At 37.8% G+C, this 23,259-nt stretch carries 24 protein-coding genes and 1 riboswitch; of the genes, 15 read left to right on the forward strand and 9 right to left on the reverse strand.

All coding sequences use genetic code 11. From position 1 onward, the window contains the following. Nucleotides 1-96: 96 nt before the first annotated feature. Nucleotides 97-1,653, reverse strand: a complete 1,557-nt coding sequence (locus ACFX40_RS23195; protein WP_013055117.1) for an ABC-F family ATP-binding cassette domain-containing protein — start codon at nt 1,651-1,653, stop codon at nt 97-99. Nucleotides 1,654-1,914: 261 nt separating this feature from the next. Here ACFX40_RS23195 and ACFX40_RS23200 point away from each other — a divergent pair, with 261 nt between their 5' ends. After that, nucleotides 1,915-2,847, forward strand: coding sequence for a D-2-hydroxyacid dehydrogenase (locus ACFX40_RS23200; protein WP_263034637.1), 933 nt, complete (start codon nt 1,915-1,917; stop codon nt 2,845-2,847). A 99-nt stretch (nt 2,848-2,946) separates the two neighbouring features. Further along, nucleotides 2,947-4,032, forward strand: a complete 1,086-nt coding sequence (locus ACFX40_RS23205) for a nitric oxide synthase oxygenase (protein WP_098248789.1) — start codon at nt 2,947-2,949, stop codon at nt 4,030-4,032. A 48-nt stretch (nt 4,033-4,080) separates the two neighbouring features. On the opposite strand, the gene ACFX40_RS23210 is transcribed toward ACFX40_RS23205, so the two are convergent. Together ACFX40_RS23210 and ACFX40_RS23215 are read right to left on the reverse strand one after the other, a co-directional pair. Further along, nucleotides 4,081-4,212, reverse strand: coding sequence for a YflJ family protein (locus ACFX40_RS23210; RefSeq protein WP_016762840.1), 132 nt, complete (start codon nt 4,210-4,212; stop codon nt 4,081-4,083). Nucleotides 4,213-4,385: 173 nt separating this feature from the next. Then, nucleotides 4,386-4,835: an Rrf2 family transcriptional regulator gene (locus ACFX40_RS23215; RefSeq protein ID WP_028410145.1), complete on the reverse strand. Its 450-nt coding sequence runs from the start codon at nt 4,833-4,835 to the stop codon at nt 4,386-4,388. Between the two features lie 216 nt (nt 4,836-5,051). Here ACFX40_RS23215 and hmpA point away from each other — a divergent pair, with 216 nt between their 5' ends. The 4 genes from hmpA (at nt 5,052) to ACFX40_RS23235 (ending at nt 9,357) form a co-directional block, all read left to right on the forward strand. Beyond that, nucleotides 5,052-6,233 (forward strand): NO-inducible flavohemoprotein, encoded by a 1,182-nt coding sequence (gene hmpA / locus ACFX40_RS23220; protein WP_142166795.1) that lies wholly within the window; start codon nt 5,052-5,054, stop codon nt 6,231-6,233. A gap of 72 nt (nt 6,234-6,305) precedes the next feature. Beyond that, on the forward strand, nt 6,306-7,595 hold the full coding sequence (locus ACFX40_RS23225; RefSeq protein WP_377256473.1) for a lysine N(6)-hydroxylase/L-ornithine N(5)-oxygenase family protein: 1,290 nt from the start codon (nt 6,306-6,308) through the stop codon (nt 7,593-7,595). 143 nt (nt 7,596-7,738) lie between these two features. Continuing rightward, a complete protein-coding gene (locus ACFX40_RS23230; RefSeq protein WP_013081517.1) occupies nt 7,739-8,251 on the forward strand; it encodes a type 1 glutamine amidotransferase domain-containing protein in 513 nt (170 codons plus the stop codon). A gap of 359 nt (nt 8,252-8,610) precedes the next feature. After that, nucleotides 8,611-9,357, forward strand: coding sequence for a CAP domain-containing protein (locus ACFX40_RS23235; protein ID WP_013055125.1), 747 nt, complete (start codon nt 8,611-8,613; stop codon nt 9,355-9,357). Nucleotides 9,358-9,595: 238 nt separating this feature from the next. Here the strand turns inward: ACFX40_RS23235 and ade are convergent, their stop codons facing one another. After that, nucleotides 9,596-11,332 (reverse strand): adenine deaminase, encoded by a 1,737-nt coding sequence (gene ade / locus ACFX40_RS23240; protein ID WP_098334549.1) that lies wholly within the window; start codon nt 11,330-11,332, stop codon nt 9,596-9,598. Nucleotides 11,333-11,415: 83 nt separating this feature from the next. Next, nucleotides 11,416-11,517, reverse strand: a riboswitch (purine riboswitch). A 194-nt stretch (nt 11,518-11,711) separates the two neighbouring features. Beyond that, nucleotides 11,712-11,939 carry a DUF1128 domain-containing protein gene (locus ACFX40_RS23245; RefSeq protein ID WP_013055127.1) on the reverse strand — a complete coding sequence of 76 codons (228 nt, stop codon included), beginning with the start codon at nt 11,937-11,939 and terminating at the stop codon, nt 11,712-11,714. A gap of 176 nt (nt 11,940-12,115) precedes the next feature. Here ACFX40_RS23245 and ACFX40_RS23250 point away from each other — a divergent pair, with 176 nt between their 5' ends. The 3 genes from ACFX40_RS23250 to ACFX40_RS23260 are packed head-to-tail and all read left to right on the forward strand — an operon-like array spanning nt 12,116 to nt 13,821. Then, a complete protein-coding gene (locus ACFX40_RS23250) occupies nt 12,116-12,589 on the forward strand; it encodes a low molecular weight protein-tyrosine-phosphatase (protein ID WP_013055128.1) in 474 nt (157 codons plus the stop codon). Between the two features lie 39 nt (nt 12,590-12,628). Beyond that, entirely contained in the window at nt 12,629-12,967 is a 339-nt protein-coding gene (locus tag ACFX40_RS23255; protein WP_028410141.1) for a hypothetical protein, read from the forward strand. A gap of 14 nt (nt 12,968-12,981) precedes the next feature. Beyond that, the gene (locus tag ACFX40_RS23260; RefSeq protein ID WP_013055130.1) at nt 12,982-13,821 is read left to right on the forward strand and encodes a YihY/virulence factor BrkB family protein; all 840 of its coding nucleotides are present in this window, start codon (nt 12,982-12,984) and stop codon (nt 13,819-13,821) included. 230 nt (nt 13,822-14,051) lie between these two features. Here the strand turns inward: ACFX40_RS23260 and ACFX40_RS23265 are convergent, their stop codons facing one another. Together ACFX40_RS23265 and ACFX40_RS23270 are read right to left on the reverse strand one after the other, a co-directional pair. Next, nucleotides 14,052-15,971 carry a heavy metal translocating P-type ATPase gene (locus tag ACFX40_RS23265; protein ID WP_377256476.1) on the reverse strand — a complete coding sequence of 640 codons (1,920 nt, stop codon included), beginning with the start codon at nt 15,969-15,971 and terminating at the stop codon, nt 14,052-14,054. 224 nt (nt 15,972-16,195) lie between these two features. Then, nucleotides 16,196-16,345, reverse strand: a complete 150-nt coding sequence (locus ACFX40_RS23270) for a BH0509 family protein (protein ID WP_013055132.1) — start codon at nt 16,343-16,345, stop codon at nt 16,196-16,198. Between the two features lie 208 nt (nt 16,346-16,553). On the opposite strand from ACFX40_RS23270, the gene ACFX40_RS23275 reads away from it, so the two are divergent. Continuing rightward, entirely contained in the window at nt 16,554-16,871 is a 318-nt protein-coding gene (locus ACFX40_RS23275; protein WP_013081523.1) for an ArsR/SmtB family transcription factor, read from the forward strand. Between the two features lie 15 nt (nt 16,872-16,886). Beyond that, entirely contained in the window at nt 16,887-17,813 is a 927-nt protein-coding gene (locus tag ACFX40_RS23280; protein ID WP_045291978.1) for a cation diffusion facilitator family transporter, read from the forward strand. Between the two features lie 14 nt (nt 17,814-17,827). Here ACFX40_RS23280 and ACFX40_RS23285 read toward each other — a convergent pair whose 3' ends face one another. Further along, the gene (locus tag ACFX40_RS23285) at nt 17,828-19,012 is read right to left on the reverse strand and encodes an MFS transporter (protein ID WP_013081525.1); all 1,185 of its coding nucleotides are present in this window, start codon (nt 19,010-19,012) and stop codon (nt 17,828-17,830) included. 380 nt (nt 19,013-19,392) lie between these two features. On the opposite strand from ACFX40_RS23285, the gene ACFX40_RS23290 reads away from it, so the two are divergent. Then, complete coding sequence (locus ACFX40_RS23290; protein WP_060746125.1) at nt 19,393-19,881, forward strand: phenolic acid decarboxylase; 489 nt, start codon at nt 19,393-19,395, stop codon at nt 19,879-19,881. A gap of 189 nt (nt 19,882-20,070) precedes the next feature. Beyond that, complete coding sequence (locus tag ACFX40_RS23295) at nt 20,071-20,454, forward strand: OsmC family protein (RefSeq protein WP_028410135.1); 384 nt, start codon at nt 20,071-20,073, stop codon at nt 20,452-20,454. Nucleotides 20,455-20,599: 145 nt separating this feature from the next. On the opposite strand, the gene ACFX40_RS23300 is transcribed toward ACFX40_RS23295, so the two are convergent. Next, nucleotides 20,600-21,016 (reverse strand): pyridoxamine 5'-phosphate oxidase family protein, encoded by a 417-nt coding sequence (locus tag ACFX40_RS23300; RefSeq protein WP_098579312.1) that lies wholly within the window; start codon nt 21,014-21,016, stop codon nt 20,600-20,602. A gap of 200 nt (nt 21,017-21,216) precedes the next feature. Between ACFX40_RS23300 and cax the strand changes: the two genes are divergently transcribed. Both cax and ACFX40_RS23310 read left to right on the forward strand, forming a co-directional pair. Further along, nucleotides 21,217-22,272: a calcium/proton exchanger gene (gene cax / locus ACFX40_RS23305; protein ID WP_016762856.1), complete on the forward strand. Its 1,056-nt coding sequence runs from the start codon at nt 21,217-21,219 to the stop codon at nt 22,270-22,272. Nucleotides 22,273-22,450: 178 nt separating this feature from the next. Further along, nucleotides 22,451-23,251, forward strand: a complete 801-nt coding sequence (locus tag ACFX40_RS23310; protein ID WP_377256480.1) for a YfkD famly protein — start codon at nt 22,451-22,453, stop codon at nt 23,249-23,251. The last annotated feature ends 8 nt before the right edge of the window (nt 23,252-23,259 follow it).

The raw sequence follows: 23,259 nt of genomic DNA on the forward strand, positions 1-23,259 counted from the left end.
TAACCATTTAAAAAATGGCTACTCACACAAAGGGGGGGAACTTAATCTTATCATTCCCACTTTTTCTAAAAGATATGCCTTTTTTAACCCGTTTTTTTAAAATAATTTAGTCGTCCAAGATTCGCAGTTCCACACGTCTGTGACCACATCTTGATAAAATTCAGGTTCGTGGCAAATAATTAAGATACTTCCTTTGTATTCTTTTAAAGCTCGTTTTAATTCATCTTTCGCATCTACATCTAAGTGGTTTGTAGGCTCATCCAGTACAAGAATGTTGGTTTCGTTGTTAATCAGCTTACATAGACGAACTTTTGCTTTTTCTCCACCGCTTAGAACTTCTACTTTACTTTCAATATGTTTTGTTGTTAAGCCGCATTTAGCTAAAGCTGCACGAATCTCGTATTGGGTAAAGTGAGGAAACTCATTCCATACTTCTTCAATACACGTATTGTAATTAGCGGTTTTGATTTCTTGTTCAAAATAGCCAATATGCTGGTAATCTCCTTTTTCTACAGAGCCTGAAATCGGTTTGATTTCTCCTAAAATACTTTTTAAAAGAGTTGTTTTCCCGATTCCATTTGCTCCTACAAGGGCAATCTTTTGACCTCGCTCCATTTTTAAATTCAGTGGCTTAGAAAGCGGCTCTTCGTATCCAATGACTAAATCAGATGTTTCAAAAATTAATTTGCTTGAAGTACGAGCACCCTTAAAGTTAAACTCTGGTTTTGGACGCTCCTGAGCTAGTTCAATTACTTCCATTTTATCGAGCTTTTTTTGACGGGACATGGCCATATTTCGTGTCGACACACGGGCTTTGTTTCTTGCTACGAAATCTTTTAAATCTGCCATTTCTTGCTGTTGTTTTTTATAAGCTGCTTCAAGCTGCTGTTTTTTCATCTCATACACTTTCATAAAATCGTCGTAGTCTCCTACATAGCGATTTAACTCTTGGTTTTCCATATGATAAATTAAATTGATCACGCTATTTAAAAATGGAAGATCGTGAGAAATTAAAATAAAGGCATTTTCATATTCTTGCAAATAGCGTCGCAGCCACTCAATATGCTGTTCATCCAAGTAGTTTGTAGGCTCATCAAGTAAAAGAATTTCTGGTTTTTCAAGCAGCAGTTTGGCTAATAATACTTTCGTACGCTGTCCGCCGCTTAAATCCTGTACATCGCGATCTAAGCCGATATCTTCTAATCCTAATCCGCGTGCAATTTCTTCGACTTTTGCATCGATAACGTAAAAGTCATTGTTTGTTAAGAGGTCTTGAAGCGTACCGACTTCTTCTAATAGTTTTTCGAGTTCTTCTGGTGATACCTCCGCCATTTTCTCATAGAGGCCATTCATTTGAGCTTCTAAATCAAATAAGTATTGAAAAGCACTTTTTAGTACATCACGAATAGAAAGGCCGCGCTCTAATGCTGTGTGCTGATCTAAATAGCCAACGCGCACTTTCTTAGACCATTCTACTTTTCCAGCATCCGGTTCTAGCTTGCCTGTAATGATGTTCATAAATGTTGATTTACCTTCGCCGTTTGCTCCAATTAAGCCGACGTGTTCACCTTTTAACAATCGAAATGATACATCGTTAAAAATCGCACGGTCACCAAAACCATGGCTTAGATTTTTTACGTTTAATACACTCATGCTGACACACCTTTTCTTTTAAAATATCTATCGTACGTTTCGTTATAAACAAATTGATTCATAACGATTATAGCGAACTTATATACATAAATCCATATGAGTTTTCCAGCCTTGAAAGTCATATAAAATTCACTCGCGTCTTCCTTTCACTTCATTCATACTATATATATCAATGTAGAAAATCCTTCATGAAGAAGGGACGGTTATATCGAATCATTCAAATAGAGTATATAAAAGAATAAAAAGGCAGGGGGAAAAGAAATGAACATTTATACGATACTAGTGGCAGGAAGAATGCATAAAGAGCTGGAGGAGATAATTAAACAAAAGCAGCTGTCTCAGACGTTTCGATTTATGGAAGAGCAAGACGTTACAATTGAAGATTTAAACTGGGCTGATGCGCTTTTATCCTTCGGTCCAACGAATTGCTTTGAAGATCATAGCTTTAAATGGATTCATTCTCTCGGCGCAGGAGTCGATCGGTTCTTAGAAAGCGGGAATTGGAAAAAGAGTGTGATGTTAACACGTACGGTTTGTTCATTCGGTCAGCGAATCAGTGAATATTGTCTTAGCTATATGCTAGCTGAACTTCAGCATCACGTACAGTTTCAGCATCAGCAAAAACAAAAGCATTGGAAAGTGGTAGAGCCTAAGCAGCTTTCTGCTCAAACGGTCATAATTTACGGAACAGGTGAAATCGGCGGGCGTCTTGCAGCCGTTTTAAAATCTTTTGGTGTACGAGTAATAGGTGTATCTAAAAGTGGAAATGAAAAGCCGTCATTTGATCAAGTGGTCTCGATTTCGAAGGAAAAAGAATTGCTAAAAGAAGCCGATTGGATCATTAGTACAATGCCGCTAACACATGAAACAAAAAGCTACTTTGATTCAAAATGGATGAATGTAGTTGAAAATGCATACTTTATAAATGTTGGACGAGGAGCAACTGTAGATGAACATGCGTTAGTAGCGGCTGTTGAGCAAAAGCATATTCGAAAAGCATACATAGACGTATTTGAGCATGAGCCGTTAACGAAAGAATCTGCTTGGTGGGATCATTCAAACATCATCATAACACCTCATATTTCAGCGGTGACTACGCCTGAAGAAGCCGTCGAGTGCTTTGTTGAAACGCTGCAAAAAGTTGAGCAAGGCGAATTGCCTTCTAACTTGGTTAATATTGAAAGAGGCTATTAAAGCATTATGATGCGCGTTTCCGCTATGAGAATGGTATACTGAAACTTGCTTTTCTTGAACGAAAAGAATGAAATCTGTTCTTCTAGGGGGGAACAAACGTTGAAGCAAGAAGAATTATTTGAACAAGCACGTGTATTTATAGAGACGTGTTACGCTGAACTTGAAAAAAGCGAAGCGGATAAAAACAAGCGGTTAAAAGAAATCCATCAGCAAATTATGTCACTCGGACATTATGATCATACATTTGAAGAGTTAGAGCACGGAGCTCGTATGGCTTGGAGAAACAGCAATAAATGTATTGGACGATTATTTTGGCACTCACTCAATGTATTTGATAAGCGAGATGCGAACACAGTTGAAGAGGTAAGAGACGCCCTGTTTCACCATATTGAATATGCAACAAATGACGGGAAAATCCGGCCTACTATTACGGTGTTTAAACCGAAAATGAAAGAAAAAGAGCCGGTTAGAATATGGAATCATCAGCTAATCCGCTATGCAGGGTACGAGACGGAATATGGTGTGATAGGAGATCCTGATTCTGTTGCGTTCACGGAGGTTTGCCAAAAGCTGGGGTGGGAAGGTGAGAAAACTCACTTCGATGTTCTTCCTTTGGTCCTGCAAGTTAATGAAGCATCACCTCGATGTTTTGAGATTCCAAAACATTTAGTGAAAGAAGTAGCTATTACGCATCCAGAACTTCCTGAATTTGAAGACTTACAGTTGAAATGGTACGCTGTCCCGATGATTTCAGATATGAAGCTAGAAATTGGAGGGATTGATTACGTGGCAGCACCATTTAATGGATGGTACATGGGGACTGAGATTGGTGCCCGAAATTTAGCGGATACGTATCGCTATAATCAACTTCCAAAAATAGCTTCTATGATGGGATTGAACATGGATTACAACGCTACGCTTTGGAAGGACAAAGCCCTTGTTGAATTAAACATTGCGGTGCTTTCTTCTTTCAAACGAGAAGGTGTAAGCATTGTAGATCATCATACGGCTGCTCAGCAATTTCACTTGTTTGAAGAAAGAGAGCAAAAAAATGGCCGGGAAGTGACTGGGAACTGGACGTGGTTAATCCCACCGGTTTCGCCAGCAACCACGCATATTTTTCATAAGCCTTATAAAAATAAAGTATTATCACCAAATTATTTTTATCAAGACGCTGCTTATTAAATGAACAAAAAAGAGAGTACAAATTTGTACTCTCTTATTACACGTTAATTAATTTTTGTGTTTATCAAGCAAGTTAGCAAGTACATATGTTTTGTACTTTTCCACTTTGCGGCCTTCATGGTTGCGAACTCCTCGTTTTTTAAGTTCCTCAACATACCAGCCTTTGCTTCCTACGTGCATACTCAAACACCCTTTCGTCATTTTTTTAGGATGAACAGAATGAGGTTCATTGTCTGCTCGAATGGAGACATCTTGTCTTTCCAATACGTGCCTCATTGTAACATCTTTTAATTTATGATGAAAGGGAAAAAGGTCGAAAAAACGAGAATGATTTCAGGTAAATTTTAGTTTACTCATTCCTCGTTTTTTTGAGATAGAAGGAGGAGGTTTAATTCGTCTTTATTTTGGATTAGATCTTCTAATGTATACTGATCTAAAACCTTAATGAAGGCTTGCATGGCTTCATGCAAAACACTTTTTAACTTGCAGACGGGGCTAATAATGCAGAAGTTTCCTTCACGGTCAAAACATTCAACAATATGAAAATCTTCTTCTGTTTGACGTACCACTTTTCCAATATTAATGTCTTTTGGAAGCTGAGCTAAACGAATACCGCCGTTTCGTCCTCGGATTGTTTCAATTAAGCCAAGTTTCCCAAGCTCGTGAATGATTTTCATAAGATGGTTTTTTGAAATATTATACGCTTCAGCAATTTCTTTTATATTGCTTAGTTTATTATTATCGCGAACGCCTAAGTATAATAAAACTCGCAGTGAGTAATCTGTATATTGTGTGAGCCTCATCTTTTTACCTCTTCTCTTATCAGCAGCTGATATATCTATAATAGCATGTCTATATCTAAGAAATACAGAAAGAATGCTCTCATTTTTGCAGGAGTGAATTTGTGAACATTTTTTTAAATATGTATATAAAATATATCTTTTTAAGTAGGATATGAGTATTATAAAGATGTATTAAAAATATATCTTTTAAAAATGAATCTTTCGGAGGCGAAAGTTATGAAACAAACAACTATTTCTATTGTAAAAAGTACAGTTCCTGTTTTAGAACAGCATGGTCAAGCAATTACAACTCGTTTTTATGAGATGCTTTTTGAACAGTATCCTTCTTTAAAAAATGTATTCAACCAAACAAATCAAAAAACAGGACGTCAGCAAATGGCGTTAGCTAATACAGTTTATGCCGCTGCGCAGTACATCGATCGGCTTGAAACGCTGCTTCCAGTTGTAAAGCAAATCGCTCATAAACACCGCAGTATCGGCGTAAAAGCAGAGCACTATCCAATTGTCGGAGAGTTCTTATTAAAAGCAATTAAAGATGTTTTAAAAGAAGCTGCGACCGATGAGATTATGGAAGCTTGGAAAGAAGCATACGGTGCCATTGCGGACGTATTCATAAGTGTGGAGAAAGAATTATATGAAGAAGCTGAAGAAAAAGGATGGAAAGATTATAAAAAACTAATGGTTCATAAAAAAGTAAAAGAAGCAGAAGACGTGTACTCGTTTTATTTAGTATCACCTGATCAAAAAGTATTGCCTGGTTTTCTGCCAGGTCAGTACGTGAGTGTACGAATCCCTGGTCAAGAGTATTTATCCATTCGTCAGTACAGCTTATCTGGCTACCGAAACCAACCATACTATAAAATTACGGTGAAAAAAGAAAAGCAAATGGAAGACGGGGTCGTGTCAACTTATTTACATGACCAATTGAAAGAAGGAGACTTGCTTGAAGTCAGCGTTCCAGCAGGAGATTTTGTCTTAAAAGAAAATAGTAAATCAGTATTTATCAGCGGAGGTGTAGGAATTACTCCAATGATGTCAATGCTTCATCAAGCACTAGAAAACAATCAAGAAGTAACATTTATTCACAGTGCTAAAAATGAGCAGTTTCATGCAATGAAACGAGAGCTTCAATCGTTGTCAGAGACATATACGTTTGAACAACACGTTTTCTATAGTCAAGCGCAAACAGCTCAGCATGATGAACATATAACGTATGGTCGCTTAACTAAAAAAGAGCTAGCTAAATATGCCGGTGATAAACATGCATATTATTATGTTTGTGGATCTTCTTCATTTACGCAAATGGTGTTAGAAGGCCTAGCTGAAATGGGTATTTCCCAAGAAAATATCATGTATGAATCGTTTGGCCCGAAAATGAGTATGACTCCTTCCGCATAAATGTATGGAAAAAGGGTAAAAAGCTAACAGTAGACAATACTGTTAGCTTTTTTTATGAAAGGGAGTTTAAAGATGACAAATACGCAGTATGACATGGTGGGAATAGGAATAGGACCTTTTAATTTAGGCTTAGCGGCCCTTGCTGAGCCTCTTGATGAAATTGATGCCATCTTCTTTGATAAAGAAGAGAAATTTGAATGGCATCCGGGCATGTTAATTGACGGCACGGACTTGCAGATTCCGTTTCTAGCAGACTTAGTTACATTTGCGGATCCAACAAGCCCCTATTCTTTTCTAAATTACATTCACAAGCAAAAACGCTTGTATCCGTTCTTTTTCTTTAATCGTTTTGACATTCCGCGTCAAGAATACAACGAGTACGCAAAATGGGTAGCGGAGCAGCTATCTTCCTGCCACTTTTCTTCAAAAGTTGTGGACGTGATACCGAAAAATGAAGAAGAGTATTATGAAGTAAAGGTAGAAACACCTGAGGGAATTCAAACGGTAAATGCTAAACACGTTGTAATGGGAACAGGAAGCATTCCACTTGTACCTCCGGCTTTTGAAGAAAATCTGAATGAGCATATTTTACACAGCAGCGGCTATTTACATAAAAAAGAAGAGATTCAAAAAGGAAAACATGTAACGATCGTTGGTTCAGGGCAAAGCGCTGCAGAGATTTTTCTTGATTTACTAGAAGAACAGACTGAACATCATTACCACCTTACATGGTTTACAAGATCCTCTAATTTTTTTCAGCTTGATCAATCCAAGCTTGCTCAAGAGTTATTTTCGCCAGACTATGTAGATTATTTTCATTCGCTGCCTTTTGAGGAACGTACAAGCACGGTAGAAGATTTAAATCCTTTACGTCACGGAATTGAATCTTCTACCTTAACGAAAATCTATGATTTACTTTATCATCGTTCACTTAAAGGAAAAGTACCCGTTACGATTCAAGCTTCGACTGAAGTAAGTGATATTCATAAAAAAGGAAGTGGATATGAGCTGGAGTGCAAACAATTAAAGGTTGAACGCTCTTTTCAATACGAAGCGGATCGTTTGATATTGTCCACGGGCTATAAGCCGAAGGTTTCGCCGTTCATCGAACGAATAAAAGATGATATCGAATGGGAAGATGACAAGCGTTTTAAAGTCACAAAAGATTACCGGCTTGTCTTTAAACAACCCCGTAACCACCACTTTTTTACGTTAACCAATATTGAACATTCACATGGATCTGGCGCAACAAATCTTGGTTTATCCGTTCAGCGCAATCAGCGTATTCTGAACGTGATTGCAGGGAGAGACGTGTACCCAGTTCCAGAAGAGACGACGTTTCAGACATTTAATTTGTTTTGAATTTCTTCTTTATAAAAATCTTCAATGTGTTTTTTGATTATTGTAGAAAAGTTTTTCACCCATAAACTATGTTTAAAAGAATAGTGTACGGGTATTTTATTTATAGAACATTAGTACACAAATCAATTAAGGAGTTGCTTAGAATGAGTAAGAAAATTGCAGTATTAGTAACAGATTTATTTGAAGATGTGGAATATACAGATCCAGCCAAAGCCTTTGAAGAAGAAGGCCATACGCTAACAAAAATCGATGTTAAAACAGGTGAAGTAACAGGTAAACAAGGCGAAACAACATTAACAATTGATAAAGCAATTGCCGATGTAAAACCAGAAGATTTTGACGCATTGTTTTTACCGGGAGGTTTCTCACCAGATATCTTACGTGCGGACGATCAAGTCGTAGCTTTCACAAAATCATTTATGGATGAAGGCAAACCGGTTATGGCTATCTGTCACGGACCACAGTTGCTAATCAATGCTGAAACATTAAAAGGACGTGACGTAACTGGTTTCAAATCAATTGCTATTGATTTGAAAAATGCAGGTGCAAACTTCCATGACAAAGAAGTGGTGGTATGCGGTAATCAACTAGTTACAAGCCGTACACCAGACGATATGGAAGCATTCGTACGTGAATCAGTAAATGTCTTAAAATAAGTAAATAATATTAGCAAAACTTTCTGTAAAAGGCGATAACAGGGTGGTTTACCACTCTGCTGTCGCCTTTTTTATATGTAACGATTTTGACGAGGAATTTACAGTTATATTACTGCATTAGGTGAAGAGGTTTCTAAAAGAATATGAAAACCTTTTACCATCAATAGATAGAAGCCACGTAACACAATCGAAATATTTTTTACATAAATGAAAGTATAATTTTGGTAGCTTAAAAGACGTTGCGAGTTTCATAGTTTTCATGCAACAATGAGGGTGCATCACGAGATTGGCTTGCTAAAAGCTTAGATGCGTTGCGGTTTTACAAAAAAACTTTATTATCACATAGGAGGATTTCAAACATGAAGAAAAGGTTTCGTATTGCCACTGTCGCAGGTGCCGTATCATTAGGATTACTAACAGCAGGACAAGCAAATGCAGCAGCTCCTGATTGCAACACTCCAAAACAAATTAACATTAAAGATGCTCAAGCAGCACAAAATATAAATGTAGATGAGCTATTAAAGAAATTTAACGCTCAAGGCCAATCTGCTCAAGCAGCAGCTCCACAACAAGAAACACAAGCACCAGAGCAAGCTGAAGCAGCTCCACAGGAACAAGCACAAGCACCAGAGCAAAGTGAAGAAGCAAAAGCTCCAGAGCAAACACAGCAAAACACAAAAGCTCAACAATCAGAAAATACTGATAAAGCAGAACAAACAAAAGATGCTAGTCAATTCGAACAAAAGGTCGTAGATTTAGTGAACCAAGAGCGTGAAAAACAAGGTTTAAAACCTCTAACACTTAACAAAAAATTAAGTGACGTTGCACGCACTAAATCAAAAGACATGATGGACAAAGGGTACTTTGACCACAATTCACCAACATATGGTTCACCATTTGATATGATGAAACAATTCGGCATTGAATATACAACAGCAGGTGAAAACATTGCAAAAGGTCAGCAATCTCCTGAAGATGTAATGAATGCTTGGATGAACAGTGACGGTCACCGCAAAAACATTCTAAACCCTGATTTCACTGAAATTGGTGTTGGATACGTAAAAGGTGATACTACGTACTGGACTCAACAATTTATCGGTAAGTAATACAAAAAGAGCAGGATATACCTGCTCTTTTTTGCGTTTTTAGCTTTCCAATTTGGGTATAGTAAAGTAAGAACACGTAAAGGAGTGCCTTAAATTGGGACGTATATTAAAAAAAATTCTAGTCGCTGTTTTTCCTATCCTTTTAAAAGAAGGATATCGTCATTATAAAAATCGTAAAACTCGAACTGCGCCGTCTAAAGGATATAAATAAAAAGGACTCGAAAGAGTCCTTTTTATTTTATGCTTGAACGGTGATATGCTTGAATTCTTTTACGTTAAATAATCCTTTGTCGGTTAATTTTAGACATGGGATAACAGGCAAGCTTAAGAAAGACAGTGTCAGCAGCGGGTTGAATTTCTGTGAAATATCAAGCTCATGAAGAGCCCCGTGAAGCTGCTTAAGTAAGCTGTTTACTTCATTGTAAGGGTGAGGTGACATTAATCCTCCAATGGAAAGAGGGAGGGAGCCAATCACTTCATTGCCTTTTACAATAGCAATACCTCCGCCGATTTCTTCAATTGCCGCAATTGCTTTTGCTAAATCTTCATCATTTGTTCCTACGGCTACGATATTATGTGAATCGTGAGCAATCGTGGTAGCAATCGCTCCGTCTTTTAACTGAAAACCTTTTACAATTCCAAGACCAATATTCCCTGTTAGATGATGACGCTCAACAACAGCCATTTTCAGCTGATCGTTTTCTACAGAAGACTGAAATTCGTTTTGCTTCACTTGAACTTCTTCTACAATATGATTTGTAATCAGGCTGTTTGGATTAATTTCAATAATATTAGCGCGATTGTGCTGAAGTGGTATCGTAAGTTTTTTAATGGAAAACTCTTTGAGATGAACAGAATTCATTAGTTCTGTTGGAAGATCAATTTGTTCTTCTTGAACAGAAAGCATCTCTCCATTTTCAGCAATAAGCTCTCCGTTTTGATAGACATGTGCTGCAGATATATCGGTTAAGTCGTCTAATAGAATAAAATCCGCTTTGTAACCAGGAGCAACCGCACCTCTATCTTTTAACCCGTAGCATTCAGCGGCATTTAACGAAGCCATTTGAATCGCAATTAACGGATCCAGCCCGAGTTCAATAGCAAAACGAACATTATAATCAATAGAACCTTCCGTTAATAAATCATCTAGGTGTTTGTCATCTGTACAGAATAAAAATCTGCGCGCGTTGCGTTCATTTACAGCAGGTAATAATTGTTTCAAATCTTTAGCGACAGAACCTTGGCGGATCAGAACATACATCCCGCGCTGAATACGTTCAATTGCTTCTTCTGCTGTTACGCATTCATGATCTGTTGAAATGTTAGCGGTACGATAAATATTAACGCCCGTAGCATCTAACCCTGAGCCGTGCCCATCAATTACGCCGTTTGCATCGTTAGCTGCTTGTAATTTATCGAGCATATCGTCATCTCCATCTCGCACAGCAGGGAAATCCATCACTTCTGCTAATCCAAGCACGCGAGGGTGAGAGAAAAATGGCGCTAAGTCAGCTGCTTTTAAGACGGCTCCAGAGCTTTCAAAAGGAGTTGCTGGCACGCTTGAAGGTAAGTTTACAAATACGTCTAAAGGAATGGAATCCGAGTTTTGAAGCATAAATTCAATGCCAGATTTCCCTGAAACATTCGCGATTTCATGAGGGTCCGTTACGACAGTTGTGACGCCTCTAGGTACAAGAAGTTTTGAGAACTCTTTAGGTGTAACCATTGATGATTCAATGTGAACGTGTCCATCAATGAATGTAGGAGAAATGTATTTTCCTTTTGCATCCACGACGTTATTCCCATCGTATTGACCTATTCCAACAATCACTCCATCAGCAATCGCAATATCAGCTTCAATGATGGAAAGCGTAAAGACATCGATAATTTTCCCGTTTTTCACTACAAGATCTGCAGGTATTTTTTTATTGGCAACAGCAAGCTGTTTTTTTAAGGTTGTTTTTGTATTTGACATGAATGTGACTCCTCTCATTGTATAACTGAATAACAATGAAGGACTATGTAAGGGAGAACATAAAGAAGAATAAAAATGCAGTATGAATGATGTTCAACCCTCGTAGTCCAACTATTTACGGTAGTTCGGTAGAAACTCTTGGACCCTATTTCCAAGACTATACGAGCTTTAGGTATTTCGATACATTCTATAGACAAATAATAAAAACGTCAATTCCTAATAAAAAAGAAAGATTTTTGGGAATATTTCATCTATGTGTATGTAAACGATTTAACTCTTATTTGCTCGCTAAAAGGCGCAGCATTCATGTGTAGAAAAAAATGTAGAAAAAAATGTAGAAAAAACCGTCAATGGCTATTAGTCATTGACGGAGTTGTCATTAAGCTTGTTTACGCAGTGTACCTAATTCTTCCGCGATCGCTTGCATTTCACTTGGGCTAAAAGAATCTTTTCTCATTACCATATCGTATAAGTACTTTAAGTCTTCATACATTTCTTCGTCAAAAGCTTCAGCTTTAATTGCTCCGATATTTAGCATGCGCAGTTTTTCACTAATGCTATCGACCATATGTTTAATATTCTCTGGAGATTTTACTGATAAATCCACTTTGTTCATCCTTCCAGTTGCGTTTTTTTTATTGTAACATGTTTTTATCGTGTGAACACTTTTATGTCAGGTTCTTATCCACAGAAGAGTGGAAACGATATAAATAAAAGAAAACTATTTTTTAGTTTAAAAATGATTGTATATAATGTTTGTAATAAGGGAAAGGAGTCGAGACTATGATTAACGTATTATTCGTTTGTTTAGGAAATATTTGTCGTTCACCCATGGCAGAAGCGGTCTTTAAAGATATGGTGAAGAAAAAAGGGCTGGAAGGACAAATTCACGTAGATTCTGCAGGCACAGGAGGCTGGCACAAAGGCAATCCTCCTCATGAAGGGACGCAATCTATTTTAACGAAAAACAACATTGATTTTAAAGGGCAAACAGCAAGACAAGTGATTCAAGAAGATGTAGCTAAATTTCATTATATTATTGGAATGGATGTCGAAAATGTAGGAAATCTGAGAAGGATGGCTGGACATACTAAAACAGGTTATATTGCAAGGCTTTTGGATTTTGTGCCCGATTTACATATTGAAGATGTGCCTGATCCTTATTTCACGGGAAACTTTGACGAAGTATATGACTTAGTCCAAGAAGGATGCAAGGCTCTTTTAGACGAAATTATAGAGAAGCATTTCTCGGAATAAGCGATACTTAAAAAATAAAAAACGGAGGAGAAACGACAAATGGGTAAACGCAATAAGCTAGTAGAAGGTATTGTCATTGGAGCAATTATAGGAGGAGCTATTTCTTTATTTGATAAAGAAACAAGAAGATCCGTCATTCAAGGAAGTAAAAAACTGAAAGACAAAACAACAAATCTTATTCAGCACCCTGAACTTGTAACGGATACTGTCAAAGAGAAATACGAAACCATTCGCACGACCATTGAGCAAGTTTCTGAAGATGTATCATTTGTAGCAGGAAAAGTAGAAAAGTTAAAAGAAACAACGCCTCAGGTGATGGAAATTGTAAACGATACAAAAGAAGCATTTGTGGAGAAGTATGGTGATGAACAAAAATAAATAAGGAGGCACATATGGCTGGAATGTACATGAATAACATCGTAAGGTTTGGCAAAGAACTGATGGGTCGCATTCATCGAGATGAGCTGCCCAGTTTATCAGCTGAATTGGCTTATTATTTGCTGCTCTCGCTATTTCCTTTTTTAATTTTCTTAATTACGCTGATTGGATTTTTGCCATTGGAATCAACAGACCTGCTTGACTTGGTCGAAAATGTAGCGCCACAGCAAACGCTGCACATGATTGAAAGCAACGTTTCCCATATCATTGGTTCTCATAATGAAAAGCTATTGTCCTTTGGTATCATTGCGACGATGTGGTCTGCTTCAAATGGAATTAATGCGATTGTAAGAGCATTTAACCGAGCGTATCACGTACAAGAAAATCGGCCTTTTTTAGTGGCGAGAGGTATGGCAGTTCTCCTTACTTTTGCGATGATATTTGTTATTATTGTAGCGCTTTTACTTCCGGTTTTCGGTCATATGATTGGTCTTTATTTATCGTCTACGTTTGGGTTTTCAGAAACCTTTCTCGCTTTATGGTCTGCTTCCCGCTGGATTATCAGCGGCCTCATTTTGTTTACTGTTTTTACGGGGTTGTATTACTTTGCTCCTAATAAAAAGCTGCTGATTCGAAATGTTGTAAAAGGAGCGGCTTTTGCTACGGTCGGATGGACAGTGGTATCGATGCTGTTTGCGTATTACGTAAATCATTTCAATAACTATACAGCTACATATGGAAGCTTGGGCGGAATTATTATCCTGCTTATTTGGCTGTACCTATCGGGGATGATTATCGTTATTGGAGGAGAAATTAACGCTATTTTCTACGACCGTCGAGTTAAATCTTCATAGTCACAAATTGGGATGAAATCATTCGCAAGATATGAGCATACTAACAAAGTGAAAGGGAGGTTTTACATCATGACAAAGCATACAAAAAAAGACGGAAGCAATACAAAGCAAAATAAAAAGAGCCAGCCAAAGCATAAAACAAGCAACAGCCAAAATGGACAAAACGGTTACCATTAAGGCATTGATTTCCATAATAAAAAGCCTAACAAATACGTTAGGCTTTTTTTGCGTTAAGATTTTAGCAAGCGAAGGCCGTTTAAGATAACTAAAATGGTGCTGCCTTCGTGACCTATAACACCCAATGGCATATCAAGCACTTGGAAAAAATTCGAACAAATTAATAAAAAGATGACGGCAATAGAAAAAATAACGTTTTGCTTCACAATTGAGTTCATTCGTCTGGAAAGAGCTACTGCATCCGAAATTTTTGATAGATCATTTTTCATTAAAACGATATCCGCTGTTTCAAGTGCCACATCCGTTCCTTCTCCCATGGCTACTCCAACGTTAGCAGTAGCCAGAGCAGGTGCATCGTTAATTCCATCTCCTACCATTGAAACGGTAGGGAATTTTTCTTTTAACGCTTTAATTTTATCTACTTTCGCTTCAGGCAAACATTCTGCAATGTATTCATCGACTGCACATTCTTTTGAAATGGCTTCGGCTGTTTTTTCGCTGTCTCCTGTAATCATGACGGTATGAATACCCTGCTCTTTAAGAGATTTAACAGCATCTACAGCTTCTGTTCGTACAACGTCTTTTAGCGCAAGCAATCCCACAATACCATGCTGGTCTTTTGCGTACACAATCGTTTTTCCTTCACTGGCAAGCGTAGATGAAATCCCATTTTCAAATTCACCTGCATCTTCTTTACCTACAAAATCTGCTTTTCCTATCTTCCACGTATCTCCTTGAAGAGACCCAATGACACCATATCCGGGAACGTCTTCAAGCGAATCTGGCTGAACGAGCATCAATTCCTGCTTGTTTTTCACAAAGTCAACAATGGATTGAGCAAGCGGATGATTGGACTGACGTTCAATTGATGCGATTTTAACAAGAAATTCCTGCTCGTTCATATCAGAACGGACAATGACATTTGTCACTTCGGGCTTTCCTTTTGTTAACGTTCCTGTTTTGTCAAAAGCGATTGCGCTTAAATGGCTTAACCTTTCCAAATGAACGCCGCCTTTGAACAAAATTCCTTTTTTTGCTCCGTTTGAAATAGCAGACAGCGAAGCAGGAGTGATAGATGCAACCAGAGCGCAAGGAGACGCTACAACTAAGAGAATCATTGCACGGTAAAATGTCTCGGTCCAGCTCCATCCAAGCACATAGTGTGGGAGAAATAGCATAACTGCCACAACCGATAGAACAATTTTTACGTATGTGCCTTCAAATCGTTCAATAAACAATTGAGAAGGCGACTTTTCACTTTGAGCCGTTTGAACAAGTTGAATGATCTTTTGAAACAGCGTCTCAGCGCTTGGCTTTGTCATTTTAATGGTAATGGCGCCTTTCACATTCACCGTGCCCGCGAATACTTCATCATCGAGCTGTTTTAGTACAGGAACAGATTCCCCTGTAATAGCAGCCTGATCAATCGTTGTTTGACCTGAGACAACAATACCATCGGATGGCACTCGTTCACCCGGCTTAACTAGCAGCAAGTCACCGATTTGTAAATCCGAAATGGATACAATTTCTTCTTGATCTCCAATCAGACGCGTTGCTTCTTGCGGCTGTAAATTCATCAAGGCGCTAATTTCTCGGTTGCTTTTATTCATGGTGTACGTTTCTAATGCACCGCTTAATGCAAAAATGAAAATAAGCATAGCACCTTCTGTCCAGTAGCCAATTACAGCCGCTCCAACGGCTGCAATAATCATTAACATTTCGACATTCAATTCTTTATTTTCAATCGTTTCTTCAATGCCTTCTTTTGCTTTAGCAAATCCGCCTATCACGTAAGCTAATACAAAGAGCGTAATTGATACAGCAGTATCCTGCTGTTTTGACAGCAGCCAGCCGGCTAAAATCAGCACGCCGCTTAACAGTGCAGCAATGAGTTCACCATGTGTTTTTAATACGTTGACAGCAGAAGATGTTTGAGGCGTTTGTTCTTGTTTTTTAGGTAACGCATTTTCCATACAAATCCTCCTTGAACGATAATTGAGAAGAATAATCACAATCATTACCCCTAAAAAAACACGAAAGCTGCCATCTCAGCGATAGCAGCACATTTTTTCAGTTCTTCTCTTTTAAATTGGGATATTTAGTATAGTATAGCACGGAACAAGCAAGGAGGTAACGACTAACGCTTAAAAAATAAAAACAGAATGCAGCTGGACGTCTGCATTCTGTAAAAAACGTACTACATATCTAAATGTTCTTCATAATATTTATAAGCGGAAGTGTAAATGTGCTCGATATCGGCATCCGTCATGTACATTAAGGTTTCACGGTCAATCCCCTTCATTGTTTCAATAAATGTAATCATGTTTTTGCGTTCTTGTCTGCTCATTTATTATTCTCCTCTCCATCTGTTTTAATACAGTTTATTATATTTAATTGTATTATATAACAGAAAAAGTATTTTGTGTGTATTTTTTTTAAAAATAGGCAAAAAACTTTAGAAAGACGTAAATAATTGACTATATAGAAAAAGGTGTTTTATAATTTATATATGAACATATGCTCATATACTTGCATATAATGAACGGAGAGATGTTATGAAAAAAGATGAACATTCGTTTTTATCGCCTCAAACAGTAGAAGAAGCGTCAAGAATACTAAAAGCTATTTCAGATCCTACGAGAATGAAAATTCTTTATTTGCTATTTCAAGAAGAGTGTTCAGTCGGTCATATGGTTGAAGTGCTTGGTGTTTCACAATCAGCTATTTCACATCAGTTAACACATTTGCGTCATTTACGTTTAGTAAAATATCGCCGTGAAGGGAATACGTATTTCTATACGTACGATGATGAACACGTGGTTGGAATACTGCATCAAGTAATTCAGCACGTAGAATGCGCACATAACGAATAGAAGGAGGGGCTTTGCATGAGTCATGATCATCACCACCATCATCATGGTCACCATCACCATTTTGATACACAGCGTGAAGGCAACAAAAAAGGTCTGTTAATTGCACTCATTATCACAGCGGGTATTATGGTTCTTGAGTTTGTTGGAGGGCTTTTTACAAATAGTTTAGCGTTATTATCCGATAGCGGACACATGCTTTCTGATACAAGCTCACTTGCTCTTAGTCTTGTAGCGATATGGTTTGCTAATCGAGCTGCATCGGCTAAAAAAACGTACGGTTATTATCGTTTTGAAATATTAGCGGCTCTTTTTAACGGAGTGGCACTGTTTGTAATAGCAGGATTTATCATCTATGAAGCCTATCAGCGCGTATTAGAGCCGCAGTCTGTAGCAAGCGGCAGCATGATGCTGATTGCTACTGTTGGTTTACTCGCTAATTTAATCAGCGCCTGGTCACTTATGAGACAAGGCGATGTAAAAGGAAACGTAAATTTACGCAGCGCTTACTTACACGTATTGGGAGATGCTTTAGGATCTATTGGAGCTATTGTAGCGGGACTTCTTATGATGCTGTTTGGATGGTATATTGCTGATCCTATTATTTCTGTAGTTGTGTCTGTATTAATTTTAAAAAGCGCTTGGGGCGTGCTTGCTCATAGCGTTCATATTTTGATGGAAGGCTCTCCTGAAGGGGTAGATCACAGTGAAATAAAAAACCTTCTTGAAAACATTGAAGGAGTCAAAGATGTGCATGATTTACACATTTGGACCATTACTTCGGGACTGGACTCATTGAGCTGTCATATGCGCGTAGAAGATGAAAAAGATTGTCAGCAAATTTTGCAAAAAGCCATCGATTTAGTACATGATCACTGCGGCATTGAGCATACCACGATACAAATTGAAAAATCAGCTCTTCAGCATCGAACGCTAAAAGTTTAAAAACAAGCGAGAACCTATAGGTTCTCGCTTGTTTTTTGTTGCATAGGCATCTTTTGTCCGAATACAAAAAGAATAATAAAAATAAAGCCAAGCATCCCGCTAATAATATTAAAAAAGCTGATATGATGAAAGAACTGAATAAACGTGCCGCCTATGTAAGGGCCGGCAAGGCTTCCGATACTAAAAGCAATGCCGCATAGTAAATTACCTGTAGGCAGTAGACGAGCAGGAATCAAATCCGTCATATAGCTGATTCCTAAACTAAACGTCGAGCCTACAACCATGCCAGCTATAAATAAACAAGCTACTAATGGAATAGCTGTCTCTTCCAAGAGGCTTGCTGTAAAAAACGTAACGGCTCCAATTGATAAAATCCATCCTAATACCAATTTCCGTCCAAATTTATCGCTCAGTATTCCGAGAGGAAGCTGAAATACAATAGCTCCAACTGCAAAGGAAGTCAAGAGGAGTGAAATAAACTCTACTTGCAAACCAATTCGTAAGCCATATACAGGAAAGCTTCCGTTCAGTGATGATTCTAAAAATCCATATCCAAAAGGCGGCAAAAAAGCAATCCAAGCATACTTAGCCGCCTTAGAAAATCGTTTAGCCGTTTCTTTTAATGAATTAACCTCCACTTCCTGTAGGGGAAATTCATTTTTTATCAAAAATAAAAACACCCACGTTATGAGGCAGAGAGCTGAAGAAATCATAAAAGGAAGCGCTTGATTAATTTCAATTAACGGCGTCATTAAAGGACCAACAGCAAAACCAATACCGAAAAAAAGCCCGTACAATGAAATGTTTCGACCTCGTTTATCAGCAGGTGAAGACGATGTAATCCACGTTTGAGTACCAAAGTGCAGCGCGTGGTCTCCTATTCCAATAAATAAACGGAGCACAAACCAAAAAACAACAGATTTCCACAAGGGAAACAAAGCTAAAGACACAATAACTAAAAGTCCGCCTGCTGCGATAATTGGTTTATATCCGTATCTGCGAAGCGGCCCTTCCATGAAAGGAGAAATAAATAAAATGCCTAGGTACAATCCCGTTGCGTTTAATCCGTTTATAGTAGAAGAAAGACCGTCTTTCTCAAAAATAATAGCAATTAAAGGCAGCAGCATACCTTGGCTGAATCCAGAAATGGCGACAAGGCTAACTAAAATCCAGAAACGTTGTTTATGAGTAGCACTCATAGCATTCAACCTCTTTTTATCTATATTTTGTCAATCCAACTGTTTAATCGTACAAGGAAAACGCTTTATTGACAAGGATGTAGACGTGCTGTGCTGTTAATTTGACATCTTTTTATAAGGGAAGTAGAATAAAACATGTAAATAGTTACATGTTTTAATTTACAATTAAAAAGCAGTCGCTAGAATACACACAGTGCTTAAGAAAATAGCGACATTCACAATCAATGTCGGTACAGCGATTGTCATTGGTCATACAGGAAGTGCGAAATACAAACGCTTACAAAACTGCGTTTTTCTAGGCACTGCTGTGAGACGCTTAGATCGGATCGCGTTGTGTCAGACATATACGAAGTGTTATAAATCAAAGGAGCGATATAAAAATGGAAAAATTTATTGGAAATCATATGATTTACACGTACGAAAACGGATGGGAATATGAAATTTATATCAAAAACGAAAATACAATCGATTATCGTATTCACAGCGGAATGGTGGCAGGACGATGGGTTCGCGACCAAAAAGTAGATATTGTGAAATTAACAGAAGGTGTATATAAAGTATCGTGGACTGAGCCGACTGGAACAGATGTATCTTTGAACTTTATGCCTGATGAAAAACGGATGCACGGCATTATTTTCTTCCCAAAATGGGTACATGAACATCCTGAAATTACCGTGTGCTATCAAAATGATCATCTTAATTTAATGCATGAATCCCGTGAAAAATACGAAACATATCCGAAATACGTTGTACCCGAATTTGCTGACATTACATTTATCAAAAATGTCGGAGCGAACAATGAGGAAGTTATCGCTCAAGCGCCTTACGAAGGAATGACAAATGATATTCGCGCCGGAAAATTAATTTAACACAGAGTCATAAAAAAGGCTGAGACAAAAGTAGTTTAGTTGAAGGAAGACCCGAACGATGAATCGAGATTCTTGATGGAGAATCAAATTCGTTCGGATTTTTTTATGGTGACGGTGTAACAAGTATCCCTATTGAGAGTAGTTGGTTATATAAAAAGCGGTTTATAATGAAGTAAAGGAGTGAAGAAAGTGGAATTTAACATGAAAAAAGAGGCGGGGTTTACAACAAATCTTCCTTATGGAGAGCTACATATCGCCGGAGATGAAGAGTATGGCTTTCGTCCGTATCAGCTAATGGTATCGTCCATTGCTGTTTGCAGCGGAGGCGTGTTAAGAAAGATTCTAGAGAAAAAAAGGATTGCTTTTTCCGATTTACGCATCCAAGCTGATGTGACGCGAAATGATGAAAAAGCGGGGCGAATCGAAAAAATTCATTTGCACTATATTATCACAGGAGAAGACCTTCCATTAGACAAAATTGAAAAATCAATTGAGCTAGCACGAAAAAATTGTTCGATGCTACAGTCGGTTATTGACAGTATTGAAGTGACAGAAACCTTCGAAATTAAATGAGGTTGGGACAAAAATATTTTAGTTGAAGAAGATCCGAACGATGAATCAAACTCGTTCGGATTTTTATGGTGTTGTTACAAGCGGTTTATCTCCTTGCTCCCATTTGTTTGTCTTCAGATGGAATGGACTTAGCTACGTCTCAATCTCATATTTCCTTCGGTTTGCTGCCGGCTTTATCAAAATAGCGCATGCGTTCAGGAGTCAGCTGAAGAAGCAAATAACTTGGGTCATCTGGGCTTTTAATCCACTCTTTTAACTTTTTATTCCAAAATTTCTTTTTTAACTCTTCGTTTGTTTCTACATTTACTTTCGCTTCTACCTCTACATACGGATCACTCCAACCTTGCCCATCATAGCCTAACAAAATATGAACGTAAGGGTTTTTTTCTAGTTCTTCGACTTTATGTGTATCTTTATTGGTGGCGGTGTAGAGCACAAGATCTTCATGAAAAAACATCATAAAGCGTGAATAAGGTTTTCCATCTTGAATTGTAGCTAACGTTCCAATTGTATAGTCATCCAGTACGGATAAAATTTGATTTTTCACATCATTATTGCTCATTTTTTCACTCCTTATTATATCTTTTTACCCTTGGTAGTTTGGCTGATTTTTAACTATCTTAATCAAAAATCAATTAAGGGTTTATCATTTATAAAAATAGGTTAAAAATACTAACATTGACGGTGAGTCTATACAAATTCCATTAATTTGATATGATTGATTTTGTTGTCAAAAAATGAATAAGGTAGGTGTACATATCGATGATCAATCGGATTTTTCTAATAGCGGTTATTCTTGGGGTGCCGCTATCTGTTATTGGGCACATGATGCACTGGTCAGATGTTCTTATGTTTATTATTTACTGTTTAACAATCATTGCCCTCGCAGCTTTTATGGGGAGAGCAACAGAGAGCTTAGCTGTTGTAGCTGGTCCTCGAATAGGCGGTCTATTAAATGCTACGTTTGGTAACGCTGTAGAATTAATTATTTCTATTTTTGCTCTAAAAGAAGGCCTTACAGCTGTGGTGCTTGCATCGTTAACCGGTTCTGTATTAGGAAATCTCCTTCTTGTAGGCGGTCTTTCATTCTTCATCGGGGGATTAAAATTTAAGCGCCAAGAATTTAATGTCTATGATGCAAGACATAATTCTGGATTATTGATCTTTGCCGTTATCGTTGCGTTTGTTATTCCTGAAGTGTTTGCTAGCGAAATGGACGAAGCGAAGACTATGTCCCTGAGTGTCGGAATATCCATTATTCTCATCATCTTGTACTTAGCGGCGTTATTTTTTAAGCTGGTAACGCACCGAGGCGTGTATCAGCATAAAAGTGAAGAAGTGGAAGAACACGAGGAGCCAGAATGGTCAATGTGGAAAGCGATTACTGTTCTCTTTTTGTCTACGTTAGCTGTAGCTTACGTATCCGAAAGCTTGGTTAGTACAATCGAAATTGTATCCGAAAGTTTTGGGTGGAGTGAGCTGTTTATCGGGGTCATCATTGTAGCGATTGTTGGAAACGCAGCAGAACACGCTTCGGCTATTATTATGGCCGTTAAAAACCGCATGGGTGTAGCGGTTGAAATTGCTGTTGGATCCACTTTACAAGTCGCGATGTTTGTAGCACCAATATTAGTGTTAGTTTCGCTGATGTTCGAAAACCAAATGTCTCTTGTCTTTACTTGGCCTGAGTTGATTGCGATGGTAACGGCCGTATTTTTAACTATTGCTATTTCTAATGACGGAGATACAAACTGGTTCGAAGGTGCAACTCTTTTAGGTGCTTATATTATTATGGGAATTGGTTTTTATCTTATTTAAAAAAGAAGAGGCTGGGACAAACATGTTTTAGTTGAAGGAAGAATCCGAACGATTAATGGTTCGGATTCTTTTTGTGTAAGCAAATAGAAGAATTTCCCTTTTAGTATTCAGGATAAAACAGGAGATGTTTGAAAAAACTATGGTTGCATTCATTAACGATGTTGAAAGGAGTTTCTAGATGTTACGTAAATTGCTTTTATTTGTGTTTACCATCATTATTTCATTTTCATGTTCAACGAAGATCGCCATTGCGAAAACAGCTCAGCCTACCATCAACGTGCCTTCTTCAGCTTTAAATATTTCAAAAGAAAATACGTATCCAAATGCTAGTCAAGATACGCCATATTTGCAGCCGAGTGAGTTTACAAAAGAGCTCATTGAAACATCAAATGTGAAAATTGATAACCCTGATTTAATTCGTATATTAAATGAATCAAACATTTCTAAAACTCCATGGGCAATTGGTTTTAGAGCAACTATCTTTTTAGGACAGTGGCCATTAAATTACGAATCCACAGAAACAAACGTTAACTGGCAGCACCAGCGAATCAATACAAATCATTATGATAACAGAGCAGGAAAAACTCAGTACAAAATGATGTACAGCCAGGAAAATCAAAGCCATATAAAAGGCGGATTAACAGCAAAAGTGCCTCAGCCTGATCATGTGAAACAAATGATGCTAATTGAAGCAGCTAAAAAAACAAAGCTCACTTTATCATTTCAAACGTTTGTAGGTGCCGGAACGAAAAAAGACCAGGTCTATAACGTAGCTCCTAAAAAAGTAGGTTATCTATATGCGTATACGCCTGCTGTAAGTGAAAAAGGAAAAGTAACATATGGAGAAGTGTATGTAACGGTAAAAGGAAGCAAGCGTTCAATTGTAGTGAGAAATGTAACGTCTCAAGGAATTGGAGCATGGATTCCAGTACAAGATTATGTTTCCTTAAGCTTTGGGGCTTACGATCAGCCGAGATAATAAAAAAG

Origin of the sequence: Priestia sp. YIM B13552 (assembly GCF_042787775.1) — a bacterium.
In the GTDB taxonomy this organism is placed as follows: domain Bacteria; phylum Bacillota; class Bacilli; order Bacillales; family Bacillaceae_H; genus Priestia; species Priestia megaterium_E.

Bases quoted from the DNA above. Each gene is read 5' to 3' on its own strand.
- ACFX40_RS23230 (WP_013081517.1), top strand. From the start codon at position 7,739: ATGAGTAAGAAAATTGCAGTATTAGTAACAGATTTATTTGAAGATGTG.
- ACFX40_RS23250 (WP_013055128.1), top strand. From the start codon at position 12,116: ATGATTAACGTATTATTCGTTTGTTTAGGAAATATTTGTCGTTCACCC.
- ACFX40_RS23280 (WP_045291978.1), top strand. From the start codon at position 16,887: ATGAGTCATGATCATCACCACCATCATCATGGTCACCATCACCATTTT.
- ACFX40_RS23215 (WP_028410145.1), bottom strand. From the start codon at position 4,835: ATGAGGCTCACACAATATACAGATTACTCACTGCGAGTTTTATTATAC.
- ACFX40_RS23290 (WP_060746125.1), top strand. From the start codon at position 19,393: ATGGAAAAATTTATTGGAAATCATATGATTTACACGTACGAAAACGGA.
- ACFX40_RS23265 (WP_377256476.1), bottom strand. From the start codon at position 15,971: ATGGAAAATGCGTTACCTAAAAAACAAGAACAAACGCCTCAAACATCT.
- ACFX40_RS23275 (WP_013081523.1), top strand. From the start codon at position 16,554: ATGAAAAAAGATGAACATTCGTTTTTATCGCCTCAAACAGTAGAAGAA.
- cax (WP_016762856.1), top strand. From the start codon at position 21,217: ATGATCAATCGGATTTTTCTAATAGCGGTTATTCTTGGGGTGCCGCTA.
- ACFX40_RS23210 (WP_016762840.1), bottom strand. From the start codon at position 4,212: ATGCACGTAGGAAGCAAAGGCTGGTATGTTGAGGAACTTAAAAAACGA.
- ACFX40_RS23285 (WP_013081525.1), bottom strand. From the start codon at position 19,012: ATGAGTGCTACTCATAAACAACGTTTCTGGATTTTAGTTAGCCTTGTC.
- ACFX40_RS23225 (WP_377256473.1), top strand. From the start codon at position 6,306: ATGACAAATACGCAGTATGACATGGTGGGAATAGGAATAGGACCTTTT.
- ACFX40_RS23270 (WP_013055132.1), bottom strand. From the start codon at position 16,345: ATGAGCAGACAAGAACGCAAAAACATGATTACATTTATTGAAACAATG.
- ACFX40_RS23235 (WP_013055125.1), top strand. From the start codon at position 8,611: ATGAAGAAAAGGTTTCGTATTGCCACTGTCGCAGGTGCCGTATCATTA.
- hmpA (WP_142166795.1), top strand. From the start codon at position 5,052: ATGAAACAAACAACTATTTCTATTGTAAAAAGTACAGTTCCTGTTTTA.
- ade (WP_098334549.1), bottom strand. From the start codon at position 11,332: ATGTCAAATACAAAAACAACCTTAAAAAAACAGCTTGCTGTTGCCAAT.
- ACFX40_RS23300 (WP_098579312.1), bottom strand. From the start codon at position 21,016: ATGAGCAATAATGATGTGAAAAATCAAATTTTATCCGTACTGGATGAC.
- ACFX40_RS23195 (WP_013055117.1), bottom strand. From the start codon at position 1,653: ATGAGTGTATTAAACGTAAAAAATCTAAGCCATGGTTTTGGTGACCGT.
- ACFX40_RS23200 (WP_263034637.1), top strand. From the start codon at position 1,915: ATGAACATTTATACGATACTAGTGGCAGGAAGAATGCATAAAGAGCTG.
- ACFX40_RS23310 (WP_377256480.1), top strand. From the start codon at position 22,451: ATGTTACGTAAATTGCTTTTATTTGTGTTTACCATCATTATTTCATTT.
- ACFX40_RS23260 (WP_013055130.1), top strand. From the start codon at position 12,982: ATGGCTGGAATGTACATGAATAACATCGTAAGGTTTGGCAAAGAACTG.
- ACFX40_RS23255 (WP_028410141.1), top strand. From the start codon at position 12,629: ATGGGTAAACGCAATAAGCTAGTAGAAGGTATTGTCATTGGAGCAATT.